Raw genomic sequence first — 20412 nt, 5'->3', positions numbered from 1 at the left:
GAGGGGGAGCCATGACCACCTGCCCGGGTTCTCCGGCGCTCTCCGTCGCCGGCGCCCCCGAACGGGCCCGCACCGCCGCGACCCGCCGCGCCGCGGCGCTGTGCGTCGCCGGCCGCGAGCCGAGCCGTCCCCTCGCGCACGCCACCACCGCCGCCGGGCAGGTGCTCGTGCTGGTCCCCGCCGACGGCGAGGTCACCGCCGCCCTCGACGGCGCGCCGGACCGGGAGGTCTCGGCCCTGCTCATGGTCAGCGACCGCGCGCCGGTGCCGCTGCGCGACCCGGTGCGGGCGACCCTGTGGCTGGCCGGCTGGCTGACCCCGGTGCCCGAGGTCGACCGGCGGGCGGCCGCGGTCGCCTTCGCCGAGGTCCGGCCCGAGGGCGCGCTGCTCGACGTCGGGACGTCGGCCACGCTGCTGCGCCTGGACCTCGCCGAGGTCGTGCTGCGCGAGGGCGACGCCTGCACCGAGGTCTCGCCGGGCGGGTTCGCCGCCGCCCGCCCCGACCCGCTCGCCGCCGTCGAGGCGCGGATGCTGCAGCACCTCGACCGCGACCACCCCGACGTGCTCGCCGTCCTGCGCAGCCGCGTGCCGGCCGGGCCGGGGGAGACCGTGCGCCCGCTGGGCATCGACCGGTTCGGCTACCGGCTGCGGGTGGAGCGGCCGGGCGGGCACCGCGACGTCCGGGTGCCGTTCCCGCGGCCGCTGACCTGCCCCGGCCAGCTGCGCGCGGCGACGTCCCAGCTGCTGTGCGCCCTCCGCGCCGGCCTCACCCGCCGCGACTAGCACGCTCTCGCGCGGCAGGCGGCGCTCAGGCGTCCAGGTTCTCGCGCAGCAGCCGGGCCAGGCGGGTGCGCCGCGGGCGGACGTCGACCTCCCGCACCGCCCGCGCCAGCGCCGCGCCGGACGCGTGCACGATCGACAGGTGCTGCTGCGCACGGGTGAGCGCGGTGTAGACCAGCGGCCGCGACAGCATCCCGCCCGCCTCCGGCGGCAGCACCACGACGACGCCCGGCCACTCCGACCCCTGCGCCCGGTGCACGGTGATCGCCCACCCGTGCCGCAGGTCGGGCAGCGCGTCCCCGGTCACCGTCACCGGGCCCGAGGAGAAGTCGACGGTCAGCGAGCCCTCACCGGTGCCGGTGACCACGCCGACCTCCCCGTTGGCGAACCCGATCGGCTCGAGGTCGAGGTGGTTGGCGGTGGCCACCACCCGGTCGCCGACGTCGAAGCCGAACACCGTGCCGTCGCCGGGGTTGAGCCGCTCCTTGAGCGCCTTGTTCAGCTCGATCGTCCCGGCCGGCCCGCGGTGCACCGGCGTCACGACCTGCACGTTGCGCGGGTCGATCCCCAGCGCCCGCGGGATCGAGTCGGTGACCAGCTGCACCACCCGCCGGGCCGCCTCGCCGCTGCCGGCGGCGGGCACGACGACGACCTCGCGGTCGGGGGAGTCCACCGGCGGCAGCTGCCCGGTGCGCACCGCCGACGCCAGCCGGGCGATCGCGCCGCCCTCGGCCTGCCGGTAGAGCGTGGTCAGCTCGGTCACCGGGACGACGCCGGAGTCGATGAGGTCGCCGAGCACGTGGCCGGGGCCGATCGAGGGCAGCTGGGCGGGGTCGCCGACCAGCAGCAGGTGGGTGCCGTCGGGGCAGGCCTCGATCAGCGCCGCGGTCAGCTCGACGTCGAGCATCGACGCCTCGTCCACCACGACGACGTCGGCGTCGAGCGGCCACTCCTCGTTGCGGGCGAACCCGCCGCCGAAGCCCTGCGCGCCGAGCAGCCGGTGCACGGTGACCGCGGGGTGGTCGGTGAGCTCCTCCAGCCGCTTGGCCGCCCGGCCGGTGGGGGCGGCCAGCGCGACCTCGGTGCCCTTGGCCCGCAGCAGGCGCACGACGGCGGCCACGGTGCGGCTCTTGCCGGTGCCCGGGCCGCCGGTGAGCAGCGAGACCCCGGCGCCGAGCACCTGCGCCACGGACTGCTTCTGCGCCTCGTCGAGGCCCTTGGACACCGAGCGGACGGCGGCCGGGTCGGCGATCCGCTCGGCGGTGGCGGCCAGCCGGGCCACGCCCTCGGCGACGGCCTCCTCGGCCATGCCGAACCGGGCCAGCGACAGCATCCGCAGCGCCGGGTCGGGCTCGGGCGGCTCGGCGTCAGGATCGCTGTCGGAGGACTCGTCCCACTCCGGCTCCGGCGGCTCGTGGTCGAGCACCTCGCCGGACTCGACCGCCGCCACGATCGCCGCCGCCGGGTCGGTGACGCCCTCGGCGCGCAGTGCGGCGACGACCAGGTCGGCGGGCAGCACGGTGTGCCCGTCGCGGCCGGCCGTGCGCAGGGTCATGACGACGATCGCGCGGCCGCGCCGGGAGTCCTGCCGGTCGGCGCCGGGCAGCAGCGAGATCGCCAGCCGGTCGGCGTCGGTGAGGCTGACGCCGTGCAGACCCAGCAGCGCCCACGGGTCGTCGCGCAGCCGCCGCGCGGCGTCCTCTCCCAGGGCATCGGCGGCCGAGGACGCCAGCTTCGCCTCCAGCCCGGCCCGCACCAGCAGCTCGACCACGCCGTAGGTGGGCCCTGCTGCCAGGAACGAGGAGAACAGCCGCTCGGCGCGCTGCTTGCCGACCCGCGGCATCTTCAGCAGCTTCGCGGCGGTGACGTCGTCCGGGGAGGTGATGCCGGCCGCGGGCAGCTCGGCGGCCGCCCGCTTGCCCAGGCCCGGCCACAGGCCGGCGGCGACGAAGGCGGCGAAGACGGGGTCGGGGGCGGGTGCGGTGCTCACGGAGGTCGTCGTCATCGGGCGGTGCGCTGGTCCGGGTAGGAGAAGTGCGGCGCGGAGACGTCCTCCAGCGCCGTGCGGATGGCCGCGGGCAGCCGGACGCTCTCGGCGTCGAGCGAGGCCTGCAACTGGACGGCGGTGCGGGCGCCGACGACGGGCGCGGCGACGCCGGGGCGGTCGCGCACCCAGGCCAGCGCCACCGCCAGCGGGGTGGTGCCCAGGCCGTCGGCGGCGGTGACCACGGCCTCCACGATCCGGTCGGCGGTGGCCGAGCGCAGGTCGTCGATGAACCCGGCCCACTGCGGCGAGGCGCCCCGCGAGCCCTCCGGCGTCGCGGCCCGGTACTTGCCGGTGAGCAGCCCCCGGCCCAGCGGGGACCAGGCGAGCACCCCGAGCCCGAGCGCCTCGGCGGCGGGCACGACCTCCCGCTCGACGCCGCGCTGCAGCAGCGAGTACTCGACCTGGGTGCTCACCAGCGGCGCGCGGCCGGGCCAGGCGCGCTGCCAGGTGGCGGCCTGCGCGGTCTGCCAGCCGGTGTAGTTGCTCACCCCGACGTACCGCACCCGGCCGCTGGCCACGGCGGTGTCGCAGGCGGCGAGGGTCTCCTCGACGGGGGTGTGGTCGTCCCAGGCGTGCAGCTGCCACAGGTCCACGTGGTCGACGCCCAGGCGGGCCAGCGACGCGTCGAGCGCGGCCAGCAGGTGCCCGCGGGAGGCGCCGCGGCCCAGCGGCCCCGGCCCGGTGCGGCCCACGGCCTTGGTCGCGACCAGCACCTCCGACCGCGGGACGACGTCGGCCAGCAGCCGGCCCAGCGTGCGCTCGCTGTCGCCGTCGCAGTAGACGTCGGCGGTGTCGACGAGCGTGCCGCCGGCGTCGACGAACGCGGTGAGCTGCAGCGCCGCCTCGTCCTCGTCGGTGTCCCGGCCCCAGGTCATGGTGCCCAGCGCCAGCCGGGAGACGACCAGGCCGCTGCGTCCCAGCGCCCGTTGTTCCACGACCGGCCAACCTACCGTCGCGGGCCGACAGCGGCCGGTGGGCGCGGCGGTGTGAGGACGGCGACCCGCGTGGTGCCGGGCCGGCCCCGGCGGGCCGACCTAGGCTGTCCTCCCGTGCTCCGACGGAACCCGCGCACCGCGTCCCGCCCGACCCCCGGAACCCGGGGCTGAGCGCCCGTGGGGTGGTTCGAGGCCGTCGTCCTGGGGCTGGTGCAGGGGCTGACGGAGTTCCTGCCGATCTCCTCCAGCGCGCACCTGCGCGTCGTCGGGGAGGCCGCGGGCTGGGGTGACCCGGGCGCGGCGTTCACCGCGATCACGCAGATCGGCACCGAGGCCGCGGTGCTCCTCTACTTCCGCAAGGACATCGCGCGGATCGTCGTCGCCTGGGTGCGGGCCCTGGTCGACCGGACGCGCCGCTCGGACGCCGACGCCCGCATGGGCTGGCTGATCATCGTCGGCAGCGTGCCGATCGTCGTGCTCGGCCTGCTGTTCCAGGACGACATCGAGACGACGTTCCGCGACCTGCGGATCGTGGCCATCTCGCTGGTCGCGTTCTCGCTGGTCCTGTACTGGGCCGACCGGGTCGGCCGGAAGAAGCGCGAGCTCGCCGACCTCAGCGTCCGCGACGGGCTGCTGTTCGGGCTGGCGCAGGCGATGGCGCTGGTCCCCGGCGTGTCCCGCTCCGGCGGCACGATCACCATGGGCCTGTTCCTCGGCTACACCCGCGCGGCCGCCGCCCGGTACTCGTTCCTGCTGGCGATCCCGGCGGTGCTCGGGTCGGGCTTCTTCCAGGTGTACGAGGCGCTCACCGGCGACGTCGCGGGGGAGACCGTCTCCTGGGGGCCGACGGTCCTGGCCACGGTCATCGCGTTCGGCGTCGGCCTGTCGGTGATCGCCTGGCTGCTGCGCTACCTCGACCGCGGCACGTTCACGCCGTTCGTCGTCTACCGCGTGGTGCTCGGCCTGGCGCTGCTGGCGCTGGTCGGCGTGGGGGTGCTCGCCCCGCGCTAGCGCCTAGGCTCGGGCGTCGTGACCACCGTCATCCTCCTGCGGCACGGCCGGACGACGGCGAACGCCGGCGGCGTGCTGGCCGGCTGGACCCCGGGCGTGCGGCTCGACGAGACCGGGCAGGAGCAGGCGGCCGCGGTGGGCCGGCGGCTGGCGCCGGTGCCGCTGGCCGCGGTGGTCAGCAGCCCGCTGGAGCGCTGCCGGCAGACCGCCGAGGCCGTCCTCGCCGGCCGCGACCTGGAGCTGCGGTCCGACGACCGGCTCGGCGAGGCCCGCTACGGCGACTGGACCGGCCGGCCGCTGAAGGAGCTGGCCGAGGAGCCGATGTGGAAGGTGGTGCAGCAGCACCCCTCCGCCGCGGTCTTCCCGGGCCCGGAGGGGGAGGGGCTGGCGCAGACCCAGGCCCGCGCGGTGGCCGCGGTCCGCGAGTGGAACGCCCGGCTGGGGCCCGACGCGGTGTGGCTGGCGTGCAGCCACGGCGACGTCATCAAGGCCGTCCTCGCCGACGCCCTCGGCCTGCACCTGGACGCCTTCCAGCGGATCGTCGTCGACCCGGCGTCGATCTCGGTGGTCACCTACACCGAGACCCGGCCCTTCGTCGTCCGGATGAACGACACCGGCGGCGACGTCGCCGCGCTCCTCCCGAAGGAGGGCTCGACCGACTCCGACGCCGTGGTGGGCGGCGGCGCCGGGGCGGCCACGACCTGAACGCAACCGTCCGCCTCCCCGCGTAACCTGGGCGCGTGCCTCGCCAGGTCTTCCGCTTCGACCGCCCGTCCCGGTTCGTCGCCGGCACGGTGGGCCAGCCCGGGGACCGCACCTTCTACCTGCAGGCGTCCGACGCCGAGGGGCGCGTGGTCAGCGTCGCGCTGGAGAAGTCGCAGGTGCAGGTCCTCGCCGAGCGCATGGACGAGCTGCTCGACGAGATCGCCACCCGCCCCGGCACCGCCGTCCCCGCCACCGCCGACGTCGACGACCTCGAGCCGCTCACCGCGCCCGTCGACGAGGAGTTCCGCGTCGCGGCCATGGGCCTGGCCTGGGACGGCGAGGCGCAGGCGGTGGTCGTCGAGGCCGTGGCCGCCACCGACGAGCCGGTCGACGAGGACGCGATCCTGTCCGACGCCGAGGAGGGCCCCGACGCGCTGCGGGTGACCATCACCCCCGGCGCCGCCCGCTCCTTCGTGGCCCGCGCCCGCCGCGTCGTCGCCGCCGGCCGGCCCTCGTGCCCGCTGTGCTCGCTGCCGCTGGACCCGACCGGGCACGTCTGCCCCCGGCAGAACGGCTACCGCCGCTGATCCGCGGACGACGGCGATGAGCGAGCCCGCGGAGGACCTCCGCGCCCCGGCCGGCGCCGCCGAGGCGCGCGCCCTGCTGCGCGAGGGCGAGATCGACGTCGAGGGCCGCATGCTCGACGCGAGCAACGTGACGCTGTTCGGCACCGTCCGCACCGGCACGCTCGAGGCCGAGTGCGTCTACAAGCCGGTCGCCGGCGAGCGGCCGCTGTGGGACTTCCCCGACGGCACCCTCGCCGGCCGCGAGGTGTCGGCGGCGCTGGTCAGCGAGGCCACCGGGTGGGACGTCGTCCCGCCCACCGTGCTGCGGGAGGGCCCGTTCGGCCCCGGCATGGTGCAGCTGTGGGTCGACGGCGACCCCGACGTCGACCTGGCCGCGTTCGTGCGCTCGGACCACCCGGGGCTGCGCCGCATGGCGGTGTTCGACGCCGTGGTCAACAACGCCGACCGCAAGGGCGGGCACATCATCCCGACGCCGTCGGGCCACGTGTACGGCGTCGACCACGGCATCTGCTTCTCGAGCGACCCGAAGCTGCGCACCCTGCTGTGGCGCTGGGCGGGCAAGCCGCTGCTGCTGGAGGCGCTCGCGGTGCTCGAGCGGCTGGCCGACGACCTGCGCGGCGACCTCGGCGAGGCGCTGCACGAGCACCTGACCCGCCGCGAGGTCCGGTGCACGCAGCAGCGGGTGGCCGAGCTGCTGCGCACCCAGGTGCACCCCGAGCCGTCGGGGGACTGGCCCGCGCTGCCCTGGCCCCCCTTCTGACCCACCGGCAGCCGGGCCGTTGCCCGTGCCGGGTTCAGGACAGGTCGACCGCGGCGATCATCGCGGCCGCCTGGAGGCCGTCGCCGTCGACGGTGAGCACCTCCAGCGGCACCCGCCGCCAGCAGGCCAGCAGCAGGTCCCCGGCGGTGCCGCGCAGCGTGGCGACCGGCTGGGGCCGGGTGCCGGCGAACAGCGTCCGCTCGACGCCGGCGTCGACGGCGTGCAGCACCACCGGGTGCGCCCCCTCGGGCGGGCCGTCGGGCAGCGCGCCGGGCACCATCACCTCCAGCCACTCGTCGATGCCGTCGAGGCCGACGTCGGGAGGGATGGGCCGCACGTCGCCGAGCACCTGCTCGACGTCGACGGTGTGGACGACGGCCTCCTGCACCTGGCGCCGGAGCACGAAGCCGACGTCCTGCCGGGGCGCCCAGGTCCACACCCGCTCGGCGGGGTCGGCGCCGGCGAGCGCGGTCTCCAGCTCCGCGGACTGCCCGGCCGCCCAGCCCAGCAGCTCGTCGTCGGGACGGCGGCGCGGCGCCACGTACCCGCCGGGGTCGGGCGCGCGGGTGCGCACCACCCAGGCCCAGAAGTGCTGGACCTCGCCGAGGTGCCACACCAGGTCGGCCAGCGTCCAGCCGGGACACCCGGGCACCGGGGCGGTCCAGCCGCCGGCCAGCACGGCCTCGGCGGCGGCGTCGGCGAACCGGGCGTCGGTGCGGCGCAGCACCGGCAGGTAGCCCGACAGCTCCATCGCGGCCTCCTCGCGCGGGGACGGGCCCCGACGCTAGCCCGTCAGCGGGCCCACAGGGCGGGCACCGGGCGGGGCGCGGTGCGGCGCAGCAGCAGCGCCGCGGCGGTGCGCTCGTCGAGCACCAGGTCGGTGACCAGCCCGCCGGCCAGCGCCGCGGCCAGCGCCGTGACCTTGTTGACGCCGGCGACCGCGCACACCCGCCGCGGGATGCGGCGCAGCGCCGGCGGGACCAGGCCGCTGGTGCGGGCGTTGATCGGGATGCCCTCCCAGGTCCCGTCGCCGCGCAGGAAGACGGTGCACACGTCGCCGACCACCGAGGCGGCGGCGAGGTCGGCGCGGTCGGCGGGGCCGAGGTAGCCCTCCGCCCAGACCCGGCTCGGCACCGGGCCGGCCATCGCGCCGACGCCGAACAGCGCGACGTCGGCGGACTGCTGGATCGCCAGCACCCGGCGCACGCTGCGCTCGCGCCACATCGCCTGGCGGGTCTCGGACCGGTCGAAGAACGCCGGCACGGGGAAGTGGTGCACCTGCGCGTCCCAGGCGGTGCCGAACCGGCCGAGCACGTCGCTGCCGTACCCGACGCCGCTGCTGTGGGTGTTCATCGCGCCGTTGAGCTGGACGACGTGCGCGTCGCGCAGCGGCCGGGCCCGCAGGTGCTGACCCACGGCGCTGGTGGTGGTGCCCCACGCCAGCCCGAGCGTCATCCCGTCGCCCATCGCCTCGTCGAGGACCGCCGCGGCCCGGCCGGCGACCAGCTGCAGCCGGGCGACGTCGGGCGCGTCCTCGGGCACCGCGACCACGCGCGCCGTCACGCCGTACCGTGCGCCGAGCTCGCTCGCCATCGAGGCTGCACGTCCGTGCACGGCGCTGACCGAGACGGTGACGATGCCGAGCGCCCGCGCGGCGTCCAGCATCCGGGACACCGTGGACCGCGAGACCCCCTCCTCGGCGGCGATGTCCTCCATCCGCACGCGGTCCAGCCAGTACCGGCGGGCCACCCGCTCGAGGTCCTCGTCGGCCGCCACGGTCCCGCTCCCTCCCGGCGCGGGCGACCCCGCGGTCCGGCTCCCACGCTAACGCCGCCGTGCACGGACGTGCAGGTGGTTGCCCTGCGCGGCCAACGGGTGCAGGTTGACCCTCGTCCCCGGGTGCCGGCACCCCGCCGGCGCCCCGCACCGCCCCCGCACCACCCCCAGGAGTGCCCGGTGTCCACAGCCCTCTCGCCCGAGGTCCGCACCTCCGCCCTCGACCGCATGTCCCGGGACGTGCTGGACGTCCTGGTCATCGGCGGCGGTGTCACCGGGGCCGGAGCCGCGCTCGACGCGGCCAGCCGCGGCCTGACGGTCGGCCTGCTCGAGCAGCGCGACTGGGCCTCGGGCACCTCGAGCCGGGCCAGCAAGCTGGTGCACGGCGGGCTCCGCTACCTGGAGATGCTCGACTTCGCGCTGGTCCGCGAGGCGCTGCACGAGCGCGGCCTGCTCGTCGGCCGGCTCGCCCCGCACCTGGTGCACCCGGTGCCCTTCCTCTACCCGATCCGGCACCGCGTGTGGGAGCGCGCCTACATCGGCGCGGGCATCGCCCTCTACGACGCCCTCGGCGGTCTCCTCGGCCGCCGCGACGGCCACGGCGTGCCGCTGCACCGGCACCTGTCGAAGAAGGGCCTGCGCCGGGTCGCGCCCTCGCTGAGGGACGACGTCGCCGTCGGCGCCATCCGCTACTGGGACGCCAAGGTCGACGACGCCCGCCTCGTGCAGGTGCTCGTGCGCACCGCGGTCGGGCACGGCGCGCTGGCCGCCAGCCGCACCCAGGTCACCGGCTACCTGGAGGAGGACGGCCGCGTCGCGGGCGTGCGGGCGGTGGACCTCGAGACCGGCCGCGAGATCACCGTCCGCGCCCGCCACGTCGTCGGCGCCACCGGGGTGTGGACCGACCAGACGGAGGAGCTCTTCCGCGCCCAGGGCCTGACCGTGCGCGCCTCCAAGGGCGTGCACATCGCCGTGCCGCGCGAGGCGATCGCCGGCGAGGACGGCTTCATCCTGCGCACCGAGAAGAGCGTGCTGTTCATCATCCCGTGGCCGACGCACTGGGTGATCGGCACGACCGACACCCCGTGGGACCTGACCAAGGACCACCCGGTCGCCTCAGCCGCGGACGTCGACTACCTGCTCGACCACGCCAACGCGGTGCTCGAACGCCCGCTCACCCGCGACGACGTCCTCGGCGTCTACACCGGCCTGCGCCCGCTGCTGCAGCCGGTCGACGAGGAGGCCGGGGGGACCACCCGGGTCTCCCGCGAGCACACCGCCGCCACCGTGCGGCCGGGCCTGACGATGATCGCCGGCGGCAAGTACACGACCTACCGCGTCATGGCCCGCGACGTCGTCGACATGGCCCTGCGCGACCGGGCGCCCGGCGAGGACCCCGACGCGCCGATCCCCCAGTCGCTCACCGAGGAGCTGCCGCTGGTGGGCGCCGACGGCTACCGGGTCCGCTGGAACCGCAAGGCGCACCTCGCCGCCGCGCACGGCTGGACCGAGAAGCGCGTGGAGCACCTGCTCGACCGCTACGGCAGCCTGGTCGACGAGGTCCTCGCCCTGGTCGACGCCGACCCCGAGCTCGGGCGCCCGCTGGAGGGCGCGCCGGACTACCTGCCGGCCGAGGTCGTCTACGCGGTCACCTCCGAGGGTGCCCTGCACCTGGAGGACGTGCTCACCCGCCGCACCCGGCTGTCCTACGAGCAGGCCGACCGGGGCACCGCCTCGGCCCGCGCCGCGGCCGACCTCATGGCGCCGCTGCTCGGCTGGGACGACGCCCAGCGCGAGCGGGAGATCAGCACCTACCTGGCGCGGGTGGAGGCCGAGCGCGCCGCCGAGGCCATGCCCGACGACACCTCGGCCGAGCGGGCGCGGCTGCGGGCGCCGGAGATCCGGCCCTTCGCGGACGCGTCGTGAGCCCCGCCTGAGGCAGCCGGCCGGCGAGCGGTCCCGCCGGCCCGGCCGCAGACCGAGAGCACGCACGAAGGAGGTGGAGGCAGGCACCCCGCACCACCCGCCCGGACCGGGCGGGCCCCCATCACGGCACAACCGGACACAGAGAGGTGTCTCAGCGTGTCACTGACCTCCGTCTTCTTCTCCGAGGTGCTCGGCACCGCGATCCTGCTGCTCTTCGGCGTCGGCGTCGTCGCCAACGTCCTGCTCACCGACTCCAAGGGGCACGGCGGCGGCTGGCTGCTCATCAACTTCGGCTGGGGCCTGGGCGTCTTCGCCGGCGTCTACGCGGCCTACCGCAGCGGTGCCCACCTCAACCCGGCGGTCACCGTCGGGCTGTGGGCATTCGGGGCCGACGAGTACGCCCCCGGTGTCGACGTCACGTTCGGCAGCACCCTGGTCTACTTCGCCGGCGAGTTCGTCGGCGCGTTCCTCGGCGCGGTCGTCGCCTGGCTCGCCTACCAGAAGCACTACGCCGCGCACGACGAGCCCGGCGAGATCCTGGCGACCTTCTCCACGGGCCCGGCGATCCGCAGCCTCCCGTGGAACGCCCTCACCGAGGCCATCGGCACCTTCGTGCTGGTCTACATCATCCTGAAGTTCGGTGACACGCCGAGCCAGATCGGGCCGCTCGCCGTCGCCCTGCTGGTCGTCGGCATCGGCAACTCGCTCGGTGGACCGACCGGGTACGCGATCAACCCCGCCCGCGACCTGGGGCCGCGGATCGCGCACGCCGTGCTGCCCATCGCGAAGAAGGGCGGCAGCGACTGGGGCTACGCGTGGGTCCCCGTCGTCGGCCCGCTCGTCGGCGGTGCCCTGGCCGGCCTGCTCGCCCAGGGCTTCTGACCGCCCGCCGGCCACCCGCACCGGCCGTCCGCCCCCGTCCCCTGCACCGTCCCCCTGCACCGTCCCCCTGCACCGTCGCACCCGGAGGAACCGTGAGCAGCTACATCGCCGCCATCGACCAGGGCACCACCAGCACCCGCTGCATGGTCTTCGACCACGACGGCGCCGTCGTCGCCGTGGCCCAGAAGGAGCACGCGCAGATCTTCCCGCGCGCCGGCTGGGTCGAGCACGACCCGCTGGAGATCTGGAGCAACGTCCGCGAGGTGGTCGGGCAGGCGCTGGCCCGCGCCGACCTGGTCGGCTCCGACCTCGCCGCCGTCGGCATCACCAACCAGCGCGAGACCACCGTCGTGTGGGACAAGACCACCGGCGAGCCGGTGTACAACGCGATCGTCTGGCAGGACACCCGCACCGACCGCATCGTCACCGAGCTCGGCGAGCTCGGCGGGGGAGCGGACCGGTACAAGGAGAAGGTCGGCCTGCCGCTGGCCACCTACTTCGCCGGCCCGAAGGTGACCTGGATCCTCGACAACGTCGAGGGCGCCCGCGAGCGCGCCGAGCGCGGCGACCTGCTCATGGGCACGATCGACAGCTGGCTGCTGTGGCAGATGACCGGCGGCACCGACGGCGGCCTGCACCTCACCGACGTCAGCAACGCCTCGCGCACCATGCTCATGGACTACAGCACCCTGGCGTGGGACGAGTCGATCGCCGCGGACATGCGCATCCCCGTGTCGATGCTGCCGGAGATCCGCTCGAACTCCGAGGTCTACGGCGAGGGCCGCAAGGCCGGCGCGCTGGCCGGCGTGAGGATCGCCGGCTCGCTCGGTGACCAGCAGGCGGCCACCTTCGGGCAGGTCTGCTTCCAGAAGGGCATGGCCAAGAACACCTACGGCACCGGCAACTTCCTGCTGCTCAACACCGGCGAGGAGGCGGTGTCCTCGCGCAACGGCCTGCTGACGACGGTCTGCTACCAGATCGGCGGCCGCAAGCCCGTGTACGCGCTGGAGGGCTCGATCGCCGTCACCGGCTCGCTGGTGCAGTGGGTGCGGGACAACCTGCGCCTGATCGGCGGCGCCGGGGAGATCGAGGCGGTGGCCCGGTCGGTGGACGACAACGGCGGCGCCTACTTCGTGCCGGCGTTCTCCGGCCTGTTCGCCCCGCACTGGCGCTCCGACGCCCGCGGCGCGCTGGTCGGGCTCACCCGGTACGTCAACCGCGGCCACCTGGCCCGGGCGGTGCTGGAGGCCACGGCCTACCAGACCCGCGAGGTCGTCGACGCCATGAACGCCGACTCGGGGGTGGCCCTCACCGAGCTGCGGGTCGACGGCGGCATGGTGGTCAACGAGCTGCTGATGCAGTTCCAGGCCGACATCCTCGGCGTCGACGTCGTCCGCCCGAAGATCGCCGAGACGACGGCGCTGGGCGCGGCCTACGCCGCGGGCCTCGCGGTCGGGTTCTGGGCCGACGAGGACGAGCTCACCAGCCAGTGGGCCGAGGACAAGCGGTGGAGCCCGGAGATGGACCAGGCCACCCGCGACCGCTACTACCGCAAGTGGCAGAAGGCGGTGACCCGGACCCTCGAGTGGGTCGACGACGACGACGACCAGTAGGCGACCGGCCCCGCGGGCGCCGTTCCCCAGGGAGGGACGGCGCCCGCGGGCGCGCCGGGAGCGCAACTAGGCTCGCTGACGTGCTCAGCTGGCCCGCCCCGCTCCTGCCGACCCTCCCGGGCCCCGGTCCGGTCCTGCGGCTCTACGACACCGCGCGCGGGCAGGTCGTGGACACCGAGCCCGACGCCGTGGCGCGGATGTACGTCTGCGGGATCACCCCCTACGACGCCACCCACCTCGGCCACGCCGCCACCTACCTGGCCTTCGACCTGGTCAACCGGGTGTGGCGGGACGCCGGGCACGCGGTCCACTACGTGCAGAACGTCACCGACATCGACGACCCGCTGCTCGAGCGCGCCGAGCGCGACGGCGAGGACTGGGTCGTCCTGGCCATGCGCGAGACCGCGCTGTTCCGCGAGGACATGACCGCGCTGCGGGTGCTGCCGCCCGAGGACTACGTCGGCGCGGTCGCGGCGATCCCGCTGATCGTCGCGCACGTGGAGACCCTGCTGGACGCGGGCCTGGCCTACGTCCTCGACGACGGCACCGGCGACGTCTACCACGACGTGGCGCAGGCACCGGGCTTCGGCGAGGAGTCCGGCTACGACGAGGCCACCATGCTCGCGCTGTCCGCCGAGCGCGGCGGCGACCCCGACCGCCCGGGCAAGCGCAACCGGCTCGACCCGCTGCTGTGGCGCGGCGCCCGGGAGGGCGAGCCGTCGTGGCCCGGCCCGCGCGGCATCGACGGCCGGCCCGGCTGGCACGTCGAGTGCGCCGCGATCGCGCTGGACACCATCGGCATGGGCTTCGACGTCCAGGGCGGCGGCAGCGACCTGGTGTTCCCGCACCACGAGTACTCCGCCGTCCACGCCGAGGCGCTCACCGGGACCAAGCCGTTCGCCCGGGCCTACGTGCACGCGGCGATGATCGGCCTGGACGGCGAGAAGATGAGCAAGAGCCGGGGCAACCTGGTGTTCGTCTCCAAGCTGCGCGGCGAGGGCGTCGACCCGATGGCGATCCGGCTGGCGCTGCTGTCGGGTCACTACCGCACCGACCGCGCCTGGACGCCGGACCTGCTGTCCGCCGCCGAGGCGCGGCTGGCCACCTGGCGGCGGGCCACCGCCCGCGACGCCGGCGCGCCCGCCGCACCGGTGCTGGCCGCGCTGCGCGAGCGGCTGGCCGACGACCTCGACAGCCCCGGCGCGATCGCCGCCGTCGACGCCTGGGCGGCCGCCACGCTGGCCGGGGAGGGCGAGAGCGACGACGGCGCCCCCGCGGTGGTGGCCGACGCCGTCGACGCGCTGCTCGGGATCGAGCTCGACACCGCGCTGCAGGAGGGCTGATGGGCGGGGGCTTCTGCTTCACCGACCGCGCCACGCGCGAGCGGGAGGAGCAGGGCCTCGCCCCGGCCGCGGCCCGGTCGGCGGCCACCCGCGGCCGCGCCGTCGACGAGCCCGAGGACCGGCTGCGCACCGCCTTCGAGCGGGACCGCGACCGCATCCTGCACGCCAAGGCCTTCCGCCGGCTCAAGCACAAGACCCAGGTCTTCCTCAACCCCGACGGCGACCACTTCGTCACCCGGCTCACCCACACGCTGCAGGTCACCCAGGTCGCCCGGGCCATCGCCCGCGCACTGGGACTGAACGAGACCCTCGCCGAGGCGATCGCGCTGGGCCACGACGTCGGCCACTCGCCGTTCGGCCACATCGGCGAGGACGCGTTCGACCCCTACGTCCCCGGCGGGTGGCACCACGCGGCGCAGGGGGTGCGGATCGTCGAGGTGCTGGAGCACCTGAACCTCACCTGGGAGGTGCGCGACGGCATCCGCGCGCACAGCTGGAAGATCACCCCGCCGCCGGCCACGCGCGAGGGGGAGTGCGTGCGGTACGCCGACCGGATCGCCTACCTCTCCCACGACGCGCTCGACGCCGTCCGCGCCGGGGTGCTGCGCGTGCCCGACCTGCCCGCCCGTGCCTGCGAGCTGTTCGGCGAGCCGGGCAGCGCGATGGTGGGCGCGATGGTCGACGCCGTCGTCGCCGGCTCCCTGGCCGACGGCGGCGCGGTGGTCATGGCCGACGAGCCGCTGGCCGCGATGGACGAGCTGCGGACCTTCATGTTCCGGCGGGTCTACCTGTCCGAGACCGCCGCGGGGCAGAAGCAGCTGGCGGTCGACGTCATCCGGCGGCTGGTCGACCACCACCTCGCCGCGCCCGGCCTCATCCCGGCGTCCTACCGGGACACCGAGGCCGATGTCGTCACCCAGGTCGTCGACTACGTCTCGGGGATGACCGACCGGTACGCGCTGGCCACCCACGACCGGCTCTTCGGCGACGACGCCGCCGCCCGCATGGCCCCGCTGCTGCGCCGCGAGTGACCGTGCGGCCCGGGGAGCGGGCCGTCGCCGGGTTCCCTCGTGCCCTGCCGGGCGGGCAGCACCGCCAGGGCACGGGGAACGCCCGCACGGCCGTCGCCGCGACCGTTATCCCCAACTCTGGTGCGCTAACGGACGGTGGGCGCCGCCGCGGGCGGAGTCGGTTGCCGGGAGGGGGCGCTCAGTTGGGGGAGGAGCCGCGGCGGCGGAGGTAGCGCTCGAACTCGCGGGCGATCTGGTCGCCGTCGGCCTGGGACAGGTCGGTCTCGGTGGCGCGCTCCTCCAGCGAGCGCACGTACTCGACGACCTCGGCGTCCTCCTGCGCCATCTCGTCGACGGTCTTCACCCAGTCGTCGGCCTGCTGGGGGAGCGCGCCGAGCGGCACCGCCAGCTCCAGCACCTCCTCGACCCGCTGCAGCAGCGCGACGGTGGCCCGCGGCGAGGGCGGCTGGGAGACGTAGTGGGGGACCGCCGCCCAGAAGCTCACCGCCGGCAGGCCGGCCTGCACGCACGCGTCCTGGAAGACGCCGAGGATGCCGGTGGGTCCCTCGTAGCGGGAGGTCTCCAGACCGTAGGTGCGCGCGGACTCCTGGTCGTAGGCCGAGCCGGAGACCGGGGTGGGCCGGGTGTGCGGGGTGTCGGCGAGCAGGGCGCCCAGCGCCACCACCGTCTGGACGCCGAGCTCCTCGCACAGCTCGATCAGCTCGGCGCAGAACCCGCGCCAGCGCATGTTGGGCTCGATCCCGCGGATCAGGACGACGTCGCGGTCGCTGCCCGGCGGGCGGGCCACGGAGATGCGCGTCGTCGGCCACTCGACGCGCCGGCTCACCCCGCCCACGAGCGAGACGGTGGGCCGGTTGACCTGGAAGTCGTAGTAGTCCTCGGGGTCGAGCGCCGCGAGGGGGGTGGCGTCCCAGATGAGCTCCAGGTGCTCGAGCGCCCCGGTGGCGGCGTCCCCGGCGTCGTTCCAGCCCTCGAAGGCGACCACCGCCACCGGCCGGTTCAGCTGGGGCAGGTCCTCGGGAGCGGACTTCGGGTCGATCACCCCTGCGAGCCTACGTCGGTCGGGCCGCCCGACCGGGGTGGCGCGGGATGGGAAGATGTCCCGGACGTCCCGGGTTGCTCCCCGGACCACCCGGCGTCGGTGTCGGGCACGCTCGCACAGGAGATCCCGGCACCGTTCCGAACGCACCCCGAGGATGCCCGTGACCGACGCCCCCGACCTCCGGCCCGACGCGACGGCGGAGCTCACCTCCCTGATGGAGCAGCGGATCCTCGTGCTCGACGGCGCGATGGGGACCGCGATCCAGCGGGACCGCCCGAGCGAGGCCGGCTACCGCGGGGAGCGCTTCGCCGACTGGCCGGTCGACGTCCAGGGCAACAACGACCTGCTGGTGCTCACCCGGCCGGAGCTGGTGGCGGGCATCCACCGCGAGTACCTCGACGCCGGCGCCGACCTGGTCGAGACCAACACCTTCAACGCCAACGCCGTCTCGCTGGCCGACTACGGCATGGCCGCGCTCGCGCGGGAGATCAACGTCGCGGCGGCCCGGTTGGCCCGCCGCGAGGCCGACGCGGCCACCGCGCGCACCCCGGGGAAGCCGCGGTACGTCGCCGGCGCGATGGGCCCGACCACCCGGACGGCGTCCATCTCGCCCGACGTCAACGACCCCGGCGCCCGCAACGTCACCTTCCCCGAGCTGGTCGAGGCCTACCTCGAGCAGGCCGGCGGCCTGGTCGACGGCGGCGCGGACGTGCTGCTGGTCGAGACGGTCTTCGACACGCTCAACGCCAAGGCCGCGATCGTCGCGCTGGAGACGCTGTTCGAGCAGCGCGGCCGCCGCTGGCCGGTGATGGTCTCCGGCACGATCACCGACGCGTCCGGCCGGACGCTGTCGGGGCAGACGACCGAGGCGTTCTGGCACTCGGTGCGCCACGTGCGGCCGCTGGTGGTCGGGCTCAACTGCGCGCTGGGCGCCGCGGAGATGCGGCCCTACGTCGCCGAGCTGGCGCGGATCGCCGACGCGTTCGTCTCCTGCTATCCCAACGCCGGGCTGCCCAACGCCTTCGGCGAGTACGACGAGGCGCCCGCCGACACCGCCGGCGTGCTGCACGGCTTCGCCGAGGACGGCTTCGTCAACGTCGTCGGCGGCTGCTGCGGCACCACGCCCGAGCACATCGCCGCAGTGGCCGCGGCGGTGGACGGGCTGCCGCCGCGCACGCCGCCGGCCGTCCGCCCGGCGCTGCGGCTGTCGGGCCTGGAGCCGCTGACCGTCGACGCCGACTCGCTGTTCGTCAACATCGGCGAGCGCACCAACATCACCGGCTCGGCCCGGTTCCGCCGGCTGATCCGCGACGGCGACTACCCGACGGCGCTGGCCGTCGCCCGCCAGCAGGTCGAGGCCGGCGCGCAGGTCATCGACGTCAACATGGACGAGGGCATGATCGACGGCGTCGCGGCGATGACCCGCTTCACCCGCCTGATCGCCGCCGAGCCCGACATCTGCCGCGTGCCGGTGATGGTCGACTCCTCCAAGTGGGAGGTCATCGAGGCCGGCCTCCAGCAGCTGCAGGGCAAGTCGATCGTCAACTCGATCTCGCTGAAGAACGGCGAGGCGGAGTTCGTCGAGCACGCCCGGCTGTGCCGCCGGTACGGCGCGGCCGTCGTCGTCATGGCCTTCGACGAGGACGGGCAGGCCGACACCCTCGAGCGCCGGCAGCAGATCTGCCGCCGCGCCTACGACATCCTCGTCGACCGGGTCGGCTTCCCCGCCGAGGACGTGATCTTCGACCCCAACGTCTTCGCCGTCGCCACCGGCATCGAGGAACACGCCCGCTACGGCCTGGACTTCATCGAGGCCACCCGCTGGATCAAGGAGAACCTGCCGCACGCGCTGGTCTCCGGCGGCGTCTCCAACGTCTCGTTCTCCTTCCGCGGCAACAACCGCGTCCGCGAGGCCATCCACGCGGTGTTCCTCTTCCACGCGATCGCCGCCGGCATGGACATGGGCATCGTCAACGCCGGCGCGCTGGAGGTGTACGAGGAGGTCCCCGAGCGGCTGCGCGAGCGCATCGAGGACGTCGTCCTGGCCCGCCGGCCCGACGCCACCGAGCGGCTGCTGGAGATCGCCGGCGAGTACGCCGCCTCCGGCGCCGCCGAGGAGGCCGCCGCCGAGGAGTGGCGGGCGCTGCCGGTCGAGGAGCGGATCACCCACGCGCTGGTCAAGGGCATCGACGAGTTCGTCGAGGCCGACACCGAGGAGCTGCGGCGGGAGATCGCCGCGCGCGGCGGCCGGCCGATCGAGGTCATCGAGGGCCCGCTGATGGGCGGGATGAACGTCGTCGGCGACCTGTTCGGCGCCGGGAAGATGTTCCTGCCGCAGGTGGTGAAGTCCGCGCGGGTGATGAAGAAGGCCGTGGCCCACCTCGTGCCCCACATCGAGGCGGAGAAGCAGCCCGGCGACACGGGGAGCGGGGACGAGCGCCGCACCAACGGCACCGTGGTCATGGCGACGGTGAAGGGCGACGTCCACGACATCGGCAAGAACATCGTGGGCGTCGTGCTGCAGTGCAACAACTACGACGTCGTCGACCTCGGCGTCATGGTGCCGGCGCAGAAGGTGCTCGACACCGCCAAGGAGGTCGGCGCCGACGTCATCGGCCTGTCCGGGCTGATCACGCCCTCGCTGGACGAGATGGTCAACCTGGCCGGCGAGATGGAGCGGCAGGGCTTCGAGGTGCCGCTGCTCATCGGCGGGGCCACGACGTCGCGGGCGCACACCGCGGTCAAGGTCGCCCCGCGCTACCACGGCCCGGTCATCTGGGTGAAGGACGCGTCGCGGTCGGTGCCCGTCGTCGCGGCGCTGCTGTCGGACGAGCAGCGCCCCGGCCTGCTGGCGGCCACCGAGACCGAGTACGAGACGCTGCGCGAGCGGCACGCCGCGCGCACCGACACCCGGACGCTGCTGCCGCTGGCCGCCGCCCGCGCCGCCGCCCCGGCGCTGGACTGGTCGGTCTACACCCCGCCGCGGCCGCGGATGCTGCTGCAGCAGACCCGCGACGTGTGCACCGGGCCCTCCTGCGACCACGCGCACGCCGAGGTCGGCTACACCCGCGTGCTGCGCGACTACCCGCTGGAGGAGCTGCGCGGCTACGTCGACTGGCAGCCGTTCTTCACCGCCTGGGAGATGCGCGGCCGGTTCCCCGACCTGCTGAACAACCCGGCCACCGGCGACGCCGCGCGGCGGCTGTACGCCGACGCGCAGGCGATGCTCGACCGGATCGTCGCCGAGCGCTGGCTCACCGCCTCCGGCGTGTTCGGGCTGTTCCCGGCGGCCCGGGTCGACGGCGAGGACATCGAGGTCTACACCGACGAGTCCCGCACGCGGGTGCGCGCGGTGCTGCACCAGCTGCGGCAGCAGACCGAGGGCCGCGACGGCACCCCGCGCAGGTCGCTCGCCGACTTCGTGGCGCCGAAGGAGACCGGGCTGCGCGACCACGTCGGCGCCTTCGCCGTCACCGCGGGCCTCGGCTCGGCCGAGCGGGTCGCGGCGTTCAAGGCCGCCCACGACGACTACTCGGCGATCATGCTCGAGGCGCTCGCCGACCGGCTGGCCGAGGCGTTCGCCGAGCGGCTGCACGAGCGGGTGCGCCGGGAGTTCTGGGGCTACGCGGCCGACGAGCGGCTGGACAACGACGCCCTGATCGCCGAGCGCTACCGCGGCATCCGCCCCGCGCCCGGCTACCCGGCCTGCCCCGAGCACACCGAGAAGCAGACGATCTGGGACCTGCTCGACGTCGAGGCCTCGATCGGGCTGCAGCTGACCGAGTCCATGGCGATGTGGCCGGGCGCCGCGGTCAGCGGGCTGTACTTCTCGCACCCGGAGGCGCGGTACTTCAACCTGGGCCGGCTGGGCCGCGACCAGGTCGAGGACTACGCCCGCCGCAAGGGCTGGACGCTCGCCGAGGCCGAGCGCTGGCTCGCCCCCAACCTGGGCTACCGCACCGACGACGACTGACG

General features: G+C 75.2%; 16 protein-coding genes. 11 read left to right on the top strand and 5 right to left on the bottom strand.

What is annotated here, in order from left to right; all coding sequences use genetic code 11:
- Window positions 1–11: 11 nt before the first annotated feature.
- On the top strand, window positions 12–782 hold the full coding sequence (locus tag ACI79Z_RS14635; RefSeq protein ID WP_456903026.1) for a DUF2470 domain-containing protein: 771 nt from the start codon (window positions 12–14) through the stop codon (window positions 780–782).
- A gap of 25 nt (window positions 783–807) precedes the next feature.
- On the opposite strand, the gene ACI79Z_RS14630 is transcribed toward ACI79Z_RS14635, so the two are convergent.
- Both ACI79Z_RS14630 and ACI79Z_RS14625 read right to left on the bottom strand, forming a co-directional pair.
- Window positions 808–2769, bottom strand: a complete 1962-nt coding sequence (locus ACI79Z_RS14630; protein ID WP_456903025.1) for an AAA family ATPase — start codon at window positions 2767–2769, stop codon at window positions 808–810.
- Window positions 2770–2780: 11 nt separating this feature from the next.
- Window positions 2781–3761, bottom strand: a complete 981-nt coding sequence (locus ACI79Z_RS14625) for an aldo/keto reductase (protein WP_387989598.1) — start codon at window positions 3759–3761, stop codon at window positions 2781–2783.
- A 177-nt stretch (window positions 3762–3938) separates the two neighbouring features.
- On the opposite strand from ACI79Z_RS14625, the gene ACI79Z_RS14620 reads away from it, so the two are divergent.
- From ACI79Z_RS14620 to ACI79Z_RS14605, 4 genes are read left to right on the top strand one after another with little or no spacing between them, the layout of a single operon-like run.
- Window positions 3939–4772: an undecaprenyl-diphosphate phosphatase gene (locus ACI79Z_RS14620; protein ID WP_387989601.1), complete on the top strand. Its 834-nt coding sequence runs from the start codon at window positions 3939–3941 to the stop codon at window positions 4770–4772.
- Window positions 4773–4790: 18 nt separating this feature from the next.
- The gene (locus tag ACI79Z_RS14615; protein ID WP_387989604.1) at window positions 4791–5477 is read left to right on the top strand and encodes a histidine phosphatase family protein; all 687 of its coding nucleotides are present in this window, start codon (window positions 4791–4793) and stop codon (window positions 5475–5477) included.
- 35 nt (window positions 5478–5512) lie between these two features.
- Complete coding sequence (locus ACI79Z_RS14610) at window positions 5513–6064, top strand: DUF3090 family protein (RefSeq protein ID WP_387989607.1); 552 nt, start codon at window positions 5513–5515, stop codon at window positions 6062–6064.
- A 16-nt stretch (window positions 6065–6080) separates the two neighbouring features.
- Window positions 6081–6824: an SCO1664 family protein gene (locus ACI79Z_RS14605; RefSeq protein ID WP_456903024.1), complete on the top strand. Its 744-nt coding sequence runs from the start codon at window positions 6081–6083 to the stop codon at window positions 6822–6824.
- Window positions 6825–6858: 34 nt separating this feature from the next.
- Here the strand turns inward: ACI79Z_RS14605 and ACI79Z_RS14600 are convergent, their stop codons facing one another.
- Both ACI79Z_RS14600 and ACI79Z_RS14595 read right to left on the bottom strand, forming a co-directional pair.
- Window positions 6859–7575 (bottom strand): maleylpyruvate isomerase family mycothiol-dependent enzyme, encoded by a 717-nt coding sequence (locus tag ACI79Z_RS14600; RefSeq protein ID WP_387989613.1) that lies wholly within the window; start codon window positions 7573–7575, stop codon window positions 6859–6861.
- A 41-nt stretch (window positions 7576–7616) separates the two neighbouring features.
- The gene (locus ACI79Z_RS14595) at window positions 7617–8600 is read right to left on the bottom strand and encodes a sugar-binding transcriptional regulator (protein WP_387989616.1); all 984 of its coding nucleotides are present in this window, start codon (window positions 8598–8600) and stop codon (window positions 7617–7619) included.
- 180 nt (window positions 8601–8780) lie between these two features.
- On the opposite strand from ACI79Z_RS14595, the gene ACI79Z_RS14590 reads away from it, so the two are divergent.
- The 5 genes from ACI79Z_RS14590 (at window position 8781) to ACI79Z_RS14570 (ending at window position 15395) form a co-directional block, all read left to right on the top strand.
- The gene (locus ACI79Z_RS14590) at window positions 8781–10526 is read left to right on the top strand and encodes a glycerol-3-phosphate dehydrogenase/oxidase (protein WP_387989619.1); all 1746 of its coding nucleotides are present in this window, start codon (window positions 8781–8783) and stop codon (window positions 10524–10526) included.
- Window positions 10527–10682: 156 nt separating this feature from the next.
- Complete coding sequence (locus ACI79Z_RS14585) at window positions 10683–11408, top strand: MIP/aquaporin family protein (protein WP_387989621.1); 726 nt, start codon at window positions 10683–10685, stop codon at window positions 11406–11408.
- A gap of 92 nt (window positions 11409–11500) precedes the next feature.
- Window positions 11501–13021, top strand: coding sequence for a glycerol kinase GlpK (gene glpK, locus ACI79Z_RS14580; RefSeq protein ID WP_456903023.1), 1521 nt, complete (start codon window positions 11501–11503; stop codon window positions 13019–13021).
- A gap of 80 nt (window positions 13022–13101) precedes the next feature.
- Window positions 13102–14364 (top strand): cysteine--1-D-myo-inosityl 2-amino-2-deoxy-alpha-D-glucopyranoside ligase, encoded by a 1263-nt coding sequence (gene mshC / locus ACI79Z_RS14575; protein ID WP_387989627.1) that lies wholly within the window; start codon window positions 13102–13104, stop codon window positions 14362–14364.
- Window positions 14364–15395 carry an HD domain-containing protein gene (locus tag ACI79Z_RS14570; RefSeq protein WP_387989630.1) on the top strand — a complete coding sequence of 344 codons (1032 nt, stop codon included), beginning with the start codon at window positions 14364–14366 and terminating at the stop codon, window positions 15393–15395. Before mshC ends, ACI79Z_RS14570 begins: the two co-directional genes overlap by 1 nt.
- A 178-nt stretch (window positions 15396–15573) precedes the next feature.
- On the opposite strand, the gene ACI79Z_RS14565 is transcribed toward ACI79Z_RS14570, so the two are convergent.
- A complete protein-coding gene (locus tag ACI79Z_RS14565) occupies window positions 15574–16437 on the bottom strand; it encodes a PAC2 family protein (protein ID WP_387989633.1) in 864 nt (287 codons plus the stop codon).
- Between the two features lie 160 nt (window positions 16438–16597).
- Here ACI79Z_RS14565 and metH point away from each other — a divergent pair, with 160 nt between their 5' ends.
- Window positions 16598–20410 carry a methionine synthase gene (gene metH / locus ACI79Z_RS14560; protein WP_456903022.1) on the top strand — a complete coding sequence of 1271 codons (3813 nt, stop codon included), beginning with the start codon at window positions 16598–16600 and terminating at the stop codon, window positions 20408–20410.
- The last annotated feature ends 2 nt before the right edge of the window (window positions 20411–20412 follow it).

The organism is Geodermatophilus sp. SYSU D00663 (genome assembly GCF_054050655.1).
Note: the sequence above shows the minus strand (reverse complement) of the source record. Positions and strands in the feature narration are given on the sequence as shown.

Coding starts and splice junctions, on each gene's coding strand:
- ACI79Z_RS14635 (WP_456903026.1), top strand. CDS start 12: ATGACCACCTGCCCGGGTTCTCCGGCGCTCTCCGTCGCCGGCGCCCCC.
- ACI79Z_RS14605 (WP_456903024.1), top strand. CDS start 6,081: ATGAGCGAGCCCGCGGAGGACCTCCGCGCCCCGGCCGGCGCCGCCGAG.
- ACI79Z_RS14600 (WP_387989613.1), bottom strand. CDS start 7,575: ATGGAGCTGTCGGGCTACCTGCCGGTGCTGCGCCGCACCGACGCCCGG.
- ACI79Z_RS14570 (WP_387989630.1), top strand. CDS start 14,364: ATGGGCGGGGGCTTCTGCTTCACCGACCGCGCCACGCGCGAGCGGGAG.